The organism is Kitasatospora sp. NPDC056531 (assembly GCF_042794375.1).
Lineage (GTDB): Bacteria > Actinomycetota > Actinomycetes > Streptomycetales > Streptomycetaceae > Kitasatospora.
On sequence record NZ_JBHTTU010000012.1, the window covers coordinates 136553 to 147922 of the forward strand.

At 74.7% G+C, this 11370-nt stretch carries 13 protein-coding genes; 6 read left to right on the forward strand and 7 right to left on the reverse strand.

The features are described 5' to 3' along the window. Positions 1 to 4: 4 nt before the first annotated feature. From ACFQ87_RS14765 to ACFQ87_RS14775, 3 genes are all read right to left on the reverse strand, one after another. Positions 5 to 970, reverse strand: a complete 966-nt coding sequence (locus tag ACFQ87_RS14765; protein WP_380611117.1) for an SGNH/GDSL hydrolase family protein — start codon at positions 968 to 970, stop codon at positions 5 to 7. 134 nt (positions 971 to 1104) lie between these two features. After that, positions 1105 to 2415, reverse strand: coding sequence for a TerD family protein (locus ACFQ87_RS14770; RefSeq protein ID WP_380611133.1), 1311 nt, complete (start codon positions 2413 to 2415; stop codon positions 1105 to 1107). Positions 2416 to 2612: 197 nt separating this feature from the next. Further along, on the reverse strand, positions 2613 to 3881 hold the full coding sequence (locus ACFQ87_RS14775; RefSeq protein ID WP_380611118.1) for a hypothetical protein: 1269 nt from the start codon (positions 3879 to 3881) through the stop codon (positions 2613 to 2615). A gap of 330 nt (positions 3882 to 4211) precedes the next feature. Here ACFQ87_RS14775 and ACFQ87_RS14780 point away from each other — a divergent pair, with 330 nt between their 5' ends. Then, positions 4212 to 4715 (forward strand): SsgA family sporulation/cell division regulator, encoded by a 504-nt coding sequence (locus ACFQ87_RS14780; RefSeq protein ID WP_380611119.1) that lies wholly within the window; start codon positions 4212 to 4214, stop codon positions 4713 to 4715. On the opposite strand, the gene ACFQ87_RS14785 is transcribed toward ACFQ87_RS14780, so the two are convergent. The 3 genes from ACFQ87_RS14785 to ACFQ87_RS14795 form a co-directional block, all read right to left on the reverse strand. Then, complete coding sequence (locus tag ACFQ87_RS14785; protein ID WP_380611120.1) at positions 4631 to 6193, reverse strand: GAF domain-containing protein; 1563 nt, start codon at positions 6191 to 6193, stop codon at positions 4631 to 4633. The two genes, ACFQ87_RS14780 and ACFQ87_RS14785, sit on opposite strands and share 85 nt — an antisense overlap. A gap of 137 nt (positions 6194 to 6330) precedes the next feature. Further along, positions 6331 to 7455: a M56 family metallopeptidase gene (locus tag ACFQ87_RS14790; RefSeq protein ID WP_380611121.1), complete on the reverse strand. Its 1125-nt coding sequence runs from the start codon at positions 7453 to 7455 to the stop codon at positions 6331 to 6333. Further along, entirely contained in the window at positions 7455 to 7862 is a 408-nt protein-coding gene (locus ACFQ87_RS14795) for a BlaI/MecI/CopY family transcriptional regulator (protein ID WP_380611122.1), read from the reverse strand. Before ACFQ87_RS14795 ends, ACFQ87_RS14790 begins: the two co-directional genes overlap by 1 nt. 153 nt (positions 7863 to 8015) lie before the next feature. On the opposite strand from ACFQ87_RS14795, the gene ACFQ87_RS14800 reads away from it, so the two are divergent. The 3 genes from ACFQ87_RS14800 (at position 8016) to ACFQ87_RS14810 (ending at position 9995) form a co-directional block, all read left to right on the forward strand. Continuing rightward, positions 8016 to 8645 carry a DedA family protein gene (locus tag ACFQ87_RS14800; RefSeq protein WP_380611123.1) on the forward strand — a complete coding sequence of 210 codons (630 nt, stop codon included), beginning with the start codon at positions 8016 to 8018 and terminating at the stop codon, positions 8643 to 8645. Further along, complete coding sequence (locus ACFQ87_RS14805) at positions 8645 to 9313, forward strand: phosphatase PAP2 family protein (RefSeq protein WP_380611124.1); 669 nt, start codon at positions 8645 to 8647, stop codon at positions 9311 to 9313. The genes ACFQ87_RS14800 and ACFQ87_RS14805 overlap by 1 nt, the downstream gene beginning before the upstream one ends. A gap of 166 nt (positions 9314 to 9479) precedes the next feature. After that, positions 9480 to 9995, forward strand: a complete 516-nt coding sequence (locus ACFQ87_RS14810; RefSeq protein ID WP_380611125.1) for a pyridoxamine 5'-phosphate oxidase family protein — start codon at positions 9480 to 9482, stop codon at positions 9993 to 9995. 1 nt (position 9996) lies between these two features. Here the strand turns inward: ACFQ87_RS14810 and ACFQ87_RS14815 are convergent, their stop codons facing one another. Next, complete coding sequence (locus tag ACFQ87_RS14815; RefSeq protein WP_380611126.1) at positions 9997 to 10347, reverse strand: hypothetical protein; 351 nt, start codon at positions 10345 to 10347, stop codon at positions 9997 to 9999. Between ACFQ87_RS14815 and ACFQ87_RS14820 the strand changes: the two genes are divergently transcribed. Further along, on the forward strand, positions 10336 to 10557 hold the full coding sequence (locus tag ACFQ87_RS14820; protein ID WP_380611127.1) for a hypothetical protein: 222 nt from the start codon (positions 10336 to 10338) through the stop codon (positions 10555 to 10557). The genes ACFQ87_RS14815 and ACFQ87_RS14820 overlap by 12 nt on opposite strands. 182 nt (positions 10558 to 10739) lie before the next feature. Next, positions 10740 to 11363: an IS607 family transposase gene (locus ACFQ87_RS14825; protein WP_380611128.1), complete on the forward strand. Its 624-nt coding sequence runs from the start codon at positions 10740 to 10742 to the stop codon at positions 11361 to 11363. Positions 11364 to 11370 lie beyond the last annotated feature (7 nt).

Sequence of the window (11370 nt, forward strand, 5' to 3'; positions counted from 1 at the left end):
AGGGTCAGCCGCCGAGGACGGCGTCCTCGACCTGGGTGGCGGCGAAGGCCTGGCCCTTGGCGTTGGGGTGCACCAGGGCGTACTTGAGGGGGAGGATGCTGGTCAGCACGCCGTCCAGCCAGTGGTCGGCGTCGCAGGCGCTGTGCCCGGTGGTGGCGGGGTAGAGGTCCACGAAGGTGTCGCCCCGGGCGGCGGTGTCCTGCGCGATGACCGCGTTGAGCGGTTCCAGGACGGCGGTACGGGCCCAGGCGAGGTCGCCGGTGGTGAAGGTGGAGAACTGCAGCAGGTCGCCGTAGGTGCAGAGGTTGGCGTTCTCGGGGATGAGGTGCGGATAGCCGACGGCGAAGATCCTGGCGGACGGGGCCTTCATCCGCAGCGCGCCGAGCATGGTGGAGTAGTCGGCGCGCAGTTCGGCGAGCCGACCGGGCAGCTGGGCGTCGTACTTGTCCTTGCAGGGCGTGCCGCGGCCGAGGGCGGTGGCGCCCAGTCCGATGCAGTCCTTGAGGATCCCGCCGAAGCCGAGGTCGTTGCCGCCGACCCCGACGGTGATCACGTCGGTGTCCCGCTCGACGGCGTCGACCTGGGGCGGGACGGGCGGGTAGGGCGCGTTGGGGTCGGTGCCGAGAGGCGGGAGCGGGCGGCCGATCGGGCTCTGCTTGTTCGCGTACACGTCGAGGCTGGTGGCGCCGCTGCAGCTGACGTTGCGCAGGCTGACCGGGGAGCCGAGGTCGCGGCGGATGAGCTCGGGGTAGGAGCCGGTGGTGCGGGCGCAACCGTCGTTGGGCTCGGTCAGGTCGCCGGTGGCCTCGATCATGCCCGCGGTGTAGCTGTCGCCGAGGGCGGCCCACCGCAGCGCGTCGGGGCGGGTGGCGGGCTTGGCGGCGGCCTGGGCGGTGGTGGGGGTGATCAGACCGGCGGCGAGCACGACGGCGGTGCCGGCAACGGCGAGGCGGGACGGGAAGCGTGGCACGGTCTCTCCTCAACGAGTCTCAACGAGTGCTGGGGAGAGTGCGATTCACCCCCCTGAGAGTCAATCGAGTCGATCCGTGGACGACTTGATGCCTCGGAGGGGTGAAATCGCGGGTGTGCCCGTGACGTTGCCGCCTAGAGCAGAGCGACGGAGGGCTCGATCATCGCCCGGGCGGTCTTGCCGTCGACGTACTCGCCGAGCGCCGTCATCTCCCACTCGCCGGAGGGGCGGCGGACCAGCTTGCACATCACCACGCCGGTGCGCGCCTCGGAGCGGGTGAGGTCGAAGCGGACCAGCTCCTCCTCGGTCCGGACGTCCACCAGACGGCAGTAGGCGTTCCGCACCTCGGTGAACTTCTGGCCGGAGAAGGAGTTGACCACGAAGACCAGCGCGTGGACCTCGGCCGGGAGGCCCTCCAGGTGGACGGTGATCGCCTCGTCGTCGCCGCCGTCACCACCGACCAGGTTGTCGCCGGAGTGGGCGATCGCGCCGTTGAAGATGTTCAGCTTCATGAACCAGGCCGTCTCCAACCGCTTGTGCTGGGCGTCGAAGGCCAGACAGGAGGCGTCCAGGTCGATGTCGCGGCCGCGGGCGGCGGACTCCCAGCCGAGTGCCATCCGGACCGAGGAGAGGAAGGGGCGGCCGTTCTTCACCAGGGAGACGGAGCTGCCCTTGACCAGGTTGACCCGGCCCTTGTCCAGGGTGACCTTGGGGCGGTCGGCCGGGGTCGGGGGCGCGGCGGGCGGCGCGGGCGGCGCGGGCGGGGCCGGGGGGACCGGCGGGGCGGTGGCGAGGGCGATCCGCGGGTCGACCGGCAGGGCGGGGCTCACCGGCGGAGTCGGCGGCGCGGGCGGGACGGGCGGCAGCGGCGGGGCGGCCGGGGAGGCGATCTGGACGGTCGGCGCGCTCGGTGAGGCCGGGGCCTGGGCGGGGGCGGCGGCCGGGGCGGGGGAGTCGTCCACGCTGACGCCGAAGTCGGTGGCGATGCCCGCCAGGCCGTCGGCGTAGCCCTGGCCGACCGCACGCACCTTCCAGGACCCGTTGCGCCGGTAGACCTCGACCACGATGAGCGCGGTCTCCAGGCCCAGCCGGGGCGGGGTGAAGGTGACCAGGACGGCCCCGGTGTCGGCGTCCCGGACGGTGGCGGTGGGCTCGATCCCGGCGAAGGTGGAGGACTGGTCGGCCGGGCTGGCGGTGACCACGATCTTGCTGATGTCGGCGGGGACGGCCGGGGTGTCCACGGTGATCGCGTCCGGCGCGCCGGCGGCGGCCGGGCGGAGGCTGACGCCGGGCCCGTGCGGGGCGTTGAAGAAGACGAAGTCGGCGTCCGAGCGGACCTTGCCGGTATCGGTCAGCAGCAGGCCGGAGACGTCCAGCGCCTTGGGCGCGGTGACCTCGACGGTCACCCGCGCGGCGGTCAGCGGTGCGTTGCCGCCTTGGGTCAGGACGGTGGACAAGGACTCCTCCTCGGGTGCGGAACGACGGCCCGGGCCGGGGCCGGTGGGGCCGCCGGGCCGGGTGCTGCCCACAGTAACGAACGGGGGTACGGGGATGCGCCCGGCCGGAGCGCTGAGCTGTCTGATCGTCGGAACATCGGATCAGTCGACGGGAGGAGTGGCCGACGGCGGGTCAGCGTCGTGGGTCAGCGGTGTGCGGGTGCCAACGGGTGGGCGGGCAGGGGCAGTAGCCGGCCGAAGCCGCCGAGCGCGGCGACCGCCCGGGGGTGGTCGATGCCGAAGGCGGCGGCGTTCCAGCTCTCCGCAGGGGCCGACTTGCGCACCGAGCCGACCGGTTCGGCCGGGCGGGCGCCGCGTACGGCGAAGTTGTAGCGGCCGGGCCTGACGTCCGTCCCGGGCGGGGTGGTGAAGCGGTAGACCAGGGTGCCGCGCTCCTGCTGGACGGTCACCACGGCGCCCGGAAGATCGGTCCATGCGGCACCGCCGCCGGGGGCCAACTCGCCTGGGGCAAGCCGGAATTCGGCCTGCAGTGCGGTGACCGGCTCGGCCACGGCGAGGTTCAGCGCGTGCCGGAGGCCGTCGCGCCCGAGCGGGGTGATCTGGCCGGTGCCGGTGAGGGCTTGGTCGGCCTCCGTGTCGGCGGACTCGGCGGAGTTGGCCGAGTTGGCGGCGCCGCGGGCGGCGTCGGTGTCCCTGGAGGCGTCCCCGGCATTGTTCCCGGCGCCGCCATTGGCGCCCGGGACCGCGGCGGCGGCCGGTGGCACCGGGCGGGCCGGTGCGGGCGGGGCCGGCTGCTCCGGTGCGGGGTGGGCCGGGGTGACCGGCCGGAAGCCGGTCGGCTGGGGCGACGGCGCGCCGCCCGGCTGCCCGGTGCCGGACGGGTCGGCCTGCGGCTGCCCGCCTGCCGGTCCGTCGGAGGGCGTGAGCGGCTGCGCCGAGGGCGAGGGGCCGGCGGCGGTGCCGGTGCCGGGGGTGTCCGCCGAGGGCCGGGGCTCGTGCCCGGCCGAGGCCTGCCCGCTTGCCGAGGGGGCGACCGGGATCGACGTGCCCGCCGGGAGTTTGGCCGGGGGCGGGGTGGCGGCGGCGTTCGCCGGGGCGGACGGGTGCGCCGAGGGACGCCCGGTGGGCCGGGAGTCGTGCGGGTGGCCGGACGGCGTGGGGGTGGCCGGGGTCCGCTCGGCGGCGGCCTCGGCCTGGTCGGTGGCGCTCGGGGTGGGCGGTGGGGTGCTGCCGACCCGGGCCACACCGGCCCGCCGGCCGATGCCCTGTTGCTCGTTGAGGAGGAGGGTGGTGGCGATGCTGATGCCGACGACGGTGGACATCGCCATGGCGGCGCCGGAGAAGCGCAGGGTGGGCAGCCGGAACCGGCCGCCGAAGGGGCGCGGCCGACCGTGCCGACCGTGCCGTTCGGGCTCGTGCCGCACGTCCCGCGCGGTGTCCTCGCGCGCAGCCACCGGACCCCTCCCTCCCCGAAGTCGCCGTCGCCTGGGCCGTATTCTCCCACGCGCTGCCGCAGGGCCCGGATCCGGCCGGTTCGCACCGGTTCCGCCGCGTGCCCGCATCGGGAGGGGGAGAGCGTACCAGCGGGCGGCCGGACCGCGGACAATATCCATCCAATTTCCGGACATCCGTTCGACAGGCGGAAGTTGACGGTCCGTCTGGCCGGTTCGGTAAGGGGTGTCCGGCCTGGACGGGGGTTATTGCAACCCCCTTGCAACCCTTGCCCTCCCGGTCGCTGGTGGCGCAGGCTGGTGGCATCCCGCGCCGTTCCCGGAGAGACCGTCATGTCGCCCGACCCGCTGTCCGCAGCCTCCAGTGCCCCCCTCGCCGCCACCCCCACGGGCGGCGATGGGGGCGGCTCCACCGCCGCTCCGGCGGCGGTGGAGGAGGTGCTGATGCTGCGGATCTCGCTGGGCGAGGAGGTGGTCGGCGAGGTGCGCACCAGGTTCCGCTTCGAGGCTTCGCGCCCGTGCGAGGTGCTGCTGACCTTCCATCTGGGGCGGCCGGACGAGGCGGACTGGGTGTTCTCGCGCGACCTGCTGCGTGACGGCCTGCGCTCGCTGAGCGGTCAGGGCGACGTCAAGCTGTGGCCGGCCTACTGCCCCTGCCACGGCTCGACGTTGCACCTGGCGCTCGAATCCCCGCACGGCAGCGCCCTGTTGGAGGCCTCCAAGCCCCGGGTGCAGGCCTGGCTGGACCGCACCTACGCGCTGGTCTCCGTCGAGGAGGAGCGCGACTGCGGCCCGACCGACGACCAGCTGGCCGCGCTGCTCGCGGGCGGCGGCTGAGCACCGGCACTGCCCGCACTGCCGGTACCGCCCGTACTGCCCGTGCTTTCCGGCCCGCTTCCTGCGGGGCGCGGTGACGGGACGGGCGCCGCGGTGCCCGGCAGCCGTACCGTGCCCGCCGCGAGCCCGGCCCGCAGCCGCCGGATCGCCGGGGCGGTGGAGGCGGGCAGCAGGTCGTACGGGTCCTCCGGCCCCTCGACGGTGACCAGCACCGAGTCGGCGAAACGGTACGGCCGGTGGGCCAGCAGCCCGCCCAGGTAGCGGCGCAGCCGGGACAGCTCGGCCCGGACCGTCACCGTCCGCCCCGCGTCGCCGAACAGCGCCTCGGCGAGCTGGGCCGCGGTGCTGCCCTCGCACGAGGTGGCCAGCAGGAGCAGCAGTTCGGCGTGGCGCGGGCTGACCGGGTGCGACCAGCTGTCGGCCGCGCCCCGGACGAACAGTTCGGCGCGGTCCGGGCGCCGCAGGTCGAGCCGGAGCCGGGCGCCCGCGGCCTGTTCGGCGCTCACCGTGCCGGAGCCGTCCGCCTCGGGCGGGCGGACCGGGCGCACCAGCCAGCCGTCCGCGAGCGGTTCCAGCACGCACTCGCCCAGGCCGGGCACCCAGTGCACGGCCGCCGGGGCCCAGCCCTCGCTGGGCACGCGCAGCCGGCTGGGCGGCGGCAGTCCGGCCGCGGCGGCGGTCCAGCCGGCCGCGTCCACCACCAGGGCCGGGCCGCCGACCCGGGCGAGCAGCGGGGCGGCCAGGGTGCGCAGCTGGTTCAGCGCCTCCAATCGGTGGGCGCGCAGTTCGGTCTCGGCGAGCCGGGCGGCGGTGGCGGTGAGCTGGAGCAGGAACGGGCGGACGTTGTGCGCCGGGCCGCTGAGGTTGATCGCGCCGACCAGCCGTCCGGTGGCCGGGTCGTGGACGGGCGCGGCCACGCAGGTCCAGGTGTGGTGGCTGCGCAGGTAGTGCTCGCCGGAGTGGACGTGCATCGGGCGCTGGGCGCGCAGTGCGACGGCGATGCCGTTGGTGCCGACGCTCTCCTCGGTCCAGCGGGCGCCGGTGATGAAGCCGATCCGGTCGGCGCTGCGGCGCAGCCCGCGTTCGCCGTCCTGCCAGAGCACGTGGCCCTCGGCGTCGGCGACGGCGAGGATCAGCGGGGCCGGGTCGGACGGTCCCAGCAGGGTCTCGCGCAGCACCGGCAGGACGGTGTCCAGCCCGCTGGCCCGGCGGCGCCGCTCCAGTTCGGCGGGGCCGAGCATGGCGGTGGCGGCGCCGGTGTCGGGGTCGAGGCCGAGGCGCCGCAGTCGGGCCCAGGAGTCGCCGATCTCGGGGCGGGGTTCGAGCAGGCCGGTCCCGCCGGTCCCGCCGGTCTCGGGGAGGGCGAGTTCGCGGGCGGCGGCGTCGGCGAGGGTGCGCTCGTGGACCTTGGCCAGCTCCGCCGCGGTCGGCGGGGTGCGGCGCTCTGGTCGTCGGGACTGCCGTCCGGTCTGCCGCACTCGCGTTGCTCCTCGCCGCCGATCGAGGGCGCGCCGGGGTCGACGCGCTGACGAAAGCGTACGGGTGTGGTGGGCCTGTGGGCATGGGGTCCGCCAAGTCGCCGGACCGGTCGGTACGGAAACCGTCCTGAGGCGCCTTAGCGTTCCGCGCCGGGTTCGTGCTGGGCGGCCTCGACGGTGTGGTGCAGGTCCGCGGTGGCCTCCAGGGTGGCGCCGGTGGTCAGTGCCAGGCAGGCGGCCAGGGCCAGGGCGACGGCCCGAAGCCGGGTGCCGGGGGTGGCGGCGGGGCGGGGCTGGAGCAGCGCGGCGACCCGGCGGGGGACCGGGCCGGAGTGCGCGGCGGCGACCAGCCGGGGCCGGGCCGGCCAGGGCGAACGGTTCGCGGCGAGGGCTGCCCGGCCGACCGCGCGGGCGGTCACGGCGCGGTCGCCGACCCGGGCCGCTGCTACCTCGTCGGCCCAGCGCTCCAGGTGGTACCCGAGGGGTGCGCGCAGTGGGCGGAGCGCCGGGTGGAGGTCGGCGGCGTGCTCGGCGAGGGCGAGGAAGACGTGGTGGCGGGCGGCCAGGTGGGCGCGCTCGTGGGCGAGCAGGGCGGAGCGCTCGGGCCCGCTGAGGGCGCGCAGCATGCCGGAGGTGACCACGATCCGGCCGGGCTCGCCCGGTCGGCCGGGGCGGCGCAGGCGGCCGGGCAGGGCGAAGGCGTCGGCGCGGTCGTCGTCCAGCACGGTGAGCGGGTGGTCCTCGGGCCGCGACAGCACGGCGGTGAGCGGGTTCTCGCCGGGCCGCAGCCATCGCGCGGCGCGCGCCCGGCGCATGGAGGCGCGCCGGGGGCGCATGTCCGGATGCTGGTCGGCGGCGTCGGCAACGTCGGCAGCGTTGGCGGGGTCGACGGGTGGCGCGGTGGGCCCGGGCAGGGCGGCCCGGGCGGTCCGCAGGTCCAGTCGTCGGCGGCGGGCGGTGCGGACCGCCAGCGCGGTGAGCGCGGCGAGCACGGGAGCGGCCGCGGCGGCCGCGATCGGGGCGTCCGGGGCGGCGGCGGTGAGCCAGGGCAGCGAGAGGTGGCCGAGGGCGGCGACCGGGGGCAGGTGGAGCAGCCCGGCGGTGGCCAGCAGGCCGAGCGAGCACAGGGTGCCCCCGGCCAGGACGACGGCGGTGCCGGCCAGCAGCCAGGCGGCGGCCCGGGGTGCCAGCGACTCGGCGAGGCGGCGGGCCAGCGGGGCGGCCAGGACGGGCAGCAGCAACGGGGCCCAGACGGCGAGCATCACGGGGTGCCGGCCCCCGGTCCGCCCGACGGTCCGGGCGCGCCGTCGCCGAGCAGTTCGCGCAGCAGCTGCTCGTCCTCGGCGGAGAGGTCGGAGACGAAGCGGGCGAGCACGGTGGAGCGGTCGGCCTCGCGGCCCAGCTCGGTGTGCATCCGGCGGGCGGCCAGGCCCGCGGTGTCCTGGACGGTCGGGGTGTAGGCGTAGGCGCGGCCGGCCCGGGTGCGCTCGACCGTCCCCTTGTCGTGCAGCCGGGCCAGGATCGTCGCGATGGTGGTGCGGGCGAGGTCCCCGCCGAGCGCCGTCTGGACGTCCTGTGGCGTCATCGGCTGCCGGGCCGACCAGAGGGCGGCCAGCACCTCGGCCTCCAGCTCCCCGGCGGGCCGGCGGGCGGACGGTACGTCGGACATGGCGGCGCTTCCTCCAGGATTCGTCTACAGTCGTGTAGACCGTCTACGTCACTGTAGACGGTCGGGGCGGGTTCCGCTGGGAACCGCCTCCAACGTACGGGAGGTCCGCCAGCCTTGCTTCAGTTCCCCGCGGATGCGGCCGTTCACCTAGCGGTGAACCCGCTGGACGCGTCCTCGCTGCTCGCCGCCTTCGGCGCGCTCGGCATCGCCGTCGTGCTGTTCGCCGAGACGGGCCTGCTGGTCGGCTTCTTCCTGCCCGGCGACTCGCTGCTGTTCACCGCAGGCCTGCTCTGCGTGCCCGGTGCCACCAAGGGCCCGCAGCTGCACCTGTGGCAGGTGCTGCCCGCCGCCCTGGTCGGGGCCCTGCTCGGGGCCCAGGTCGGCTACGTGATCGGCCGGCGCGGCGGCCGGGCGCTGCTGCGCCGCACCAAGCGCAAGAGCCTGCTGGAGGGCGTCGAGCGGGCCGAGGAACTGCTGGGCAGGTACGGGCACGGCAAGGCGATCGTGCTGGCCCGGTTCATCCCGGTGGTGCGAACGGTGCTGAACCCGCTCTGCGGCGTGCTGGAGGTTCCGGCCCGCTCGTTCACCTTCTGGCAGGTGGCCGGTGGTGCGCTCTGGACGGTCGGCGTGGTGCTGGCCGGGTACGGGCTCGGATCCTCGATTCCCAGCATCGACCGATATCTGCTGCCGATCATCGGTCTGGTAGTAGTTGTCTCCGTGCTTCCCATTGTTCTCGAACTGTTCCGCGCCCGTAAGGCGCGCCGTCACGGAGGTGACGTGTGATGTCTTCTCGGGCTCTGGCCGTCTACGACGGCAGCGGCATCGACGGCAGCCTGTACACCCGGGTCAACGGGTGGGTGCAGTCGGCGCCGCACTGGCTGAACGACGTGATCAAGGTCTGGTCGGCGATCGGCCTCGGACTGTTCGCGCTCTTCATGCTCCACGCCTGGTGGCGGGCGCGCGGCGCCGACTCCGTGCTGATGGCCAGGGTGCTGGCCTCGCCGGTGATCGTGGTCATCGCGTACGGCGTCAACTCCGTCCTCAAGGGCCAGGTCCAGGAGCTCCGGCCCTGCGACCAGATCCGCGGCAGCGTCTCGCTGGAGACCTGCCCGAGCGCGACCAGCGCTGACTGGTCCTTCCCGAGCAACCACTCGGTGATCGCCTTCGCCGCCGCGATCGCGCTCTGGTTCGTCAGCTGGCGGCTCGGGGTCGTCGCCACGGTCTTCGCGGCGCTGATGGCCGCCTCCCGGGTCTGGGTCGGCGTGCACTACCCGCACGACGTGGCGGTCGGCGCGCTGGTCGGCATCCTGGTCGCGTTGGTGCTGGCGCCGGTGGCCGGGCGCTGCGGGCCGCTGGTGGACCGGATGCGCTCGGGCGCGCTGCGTCCGCTGCTGGGCCCCGGTGCGCTGCCGGTGGTGACCCGCGGGTACGCGTCGCACCGGGCGCGGTAGTACCAGCGGTCGTACTGATCGGTGTTCCGCCCTGCCCCTTGTCCGGTTTCGGACGGCGGGTGGAGCATGTGAGCCGGGCGTGGGGCCCCCTTCCAGGGGGCGCCCGCCCGGCTCAGTCGTGCTCGGTGCGCGAAGGCACCGGGCGTGCCAGCGGAGGGATTGCCGAATGCCGTACCGACTCGACATCACGCAAGGGGACTGGCCGGGCGACCTGCTGCACAAGGGCGTCGAAGGACTGCTCGCCGAGGCCATGGTGCTCACCCTCGCCACCGCCGGCCACGAGCACGGGCCGCACGCCAACCTGGCCTTCTTCGCGTACGACGACGACCTCGTCCTGTACTTCGTCAGCGAGCGCTCCACCCGGCACAGCCACCACCTCGCCGAGGAGGCCCGGGCCGCCGCCACCGTCTTCCTGCCGCCGCCGGTCTTCGGCGAGCAGCTGCGCGGGCTGCAGCTGACCGGGAGCGCCGGCGAGGCCTGGGGGCAGCAGGCGGAGGCCGCGCTGGCGGCGTACCAGGGGCGCTACCCGTCCTTCGCGCAGGACGAGGAGGTCCGGCGGCAGTTCCTCACCGGGGGCGGGGCGGCGGCGCTGTACCGGTTCCAGGTGGAGGAGCTGACGGCGGTGGACGAGCCGAACTTCGGGCGGCGCAACTACCTGCGGGCGCGGGTCACGCGGGGGTAGGTCACCGCTGGGGGCGGGCGGAGTCGCGGGGGGTCCCGCCGACGCCGCCCGCCCGCCGGAACGGGACCCGGCGCGGGCGGCCGTTTCGGACGACCGCTACGCCCAGGCCGGCGGTGATGGCCATCAGGACGGCGTCCAGGGAGGCGGCGACGGCCAGGTGCGCGGCGGCGTCGATGTCGTCCGGGGCGCTCGCGGCCGCGACGCCCTCCGGGTCGTAGCGGATCAGCAGCCGGTCGCCGACCGCGTGCGCGTGCAGGCCGCCGTACACCGTGCCGTTCGGGATCGGCAGGCCGAGCTCGCCGACCAGGTCGTACGTCGAGTTCGGGTGCTTGTCCTGCGGATGGTCGTGCACCTGCGCGACCCGGGCGGTGACGGTGACCCCGCGGCGTTCAGGATCACCGCGTCCCGGGCCCCGACCACCTCCCCCAGCGCCCCGCCCCACAGCGCCACCGCCACGACCGCCACCCAGCAGCCCACCGGCCCGATCAGCCGGATCACGCCCACGATCCAGGCGATCCCGATCCCCAGGCCGAGGAACCAGGCCAGGCCCCAGCTGACGTAGGTGCTCAGCAGCACCAGCCCGAAGGTTCCGATGGGCACCGCTGCCGCCAGCGCGGCCGCCCGCCAGCGCGACGGTCCCGCGCCGGGTCCTCCTGCCCGCCATGCTCCCCCCGATCCTCGGTGTGACGGGGTGGAAGGCGCACGAATTTGATTAAAGACACTCAGTGATCATATGGTTACCCTGTGGAGCCACTCCGACTGTCAAAAGCCGCAAAGTGCTTGGGTGTTCACCCGGTGACGCTTCGCCTGTGGTCTGATTCGGGAAAGATCCCGGTGACTTGGGTCGGGCGTGAGCGCCGGTTCTCCTCGGTCGATGTGGAGGCGATGAAGGTCACCGCTGGTGGTGGTGACCGGATTCGCTTGGAGGGCCTGTACGTTCGCGTCTCGGGCTCGACCGGTCAGGAGTCCTCGCTGGAGGCACAGGAGACCGAACTGCGGACCACTGCCACGGGCAAGGTCGTCAGGGTGTTCAAGGATCGAGCCTCCGGTCTGCGGGAGGAGCGGCCTGGTTTGAACAAGCTGCTTGCGGCAGTGGCGGACGGGTCGGTGACGGTGGTTCGGGCGACGCACGAGGACCGGCTGGCCCGCTTTGGTGTCGGCTGGCTCAAGCGCCTGTTCGCCGCCCACGGCGCCGCTGTGGAGATCCTGCATCCGAAGAAGACCGGCGGGCGGCAGGAACTCCTGGAGGACTTCATCTCCCTGGTCACCACATTCGCCGCTCGACTGTACGGGATGCGTTCAGCGGACGCCCGCCGGCGTCTGCTGGCGGAGTCCGGGCAGTGCCTGCCGGACGGTGATGTCCGATGAGCCGAAA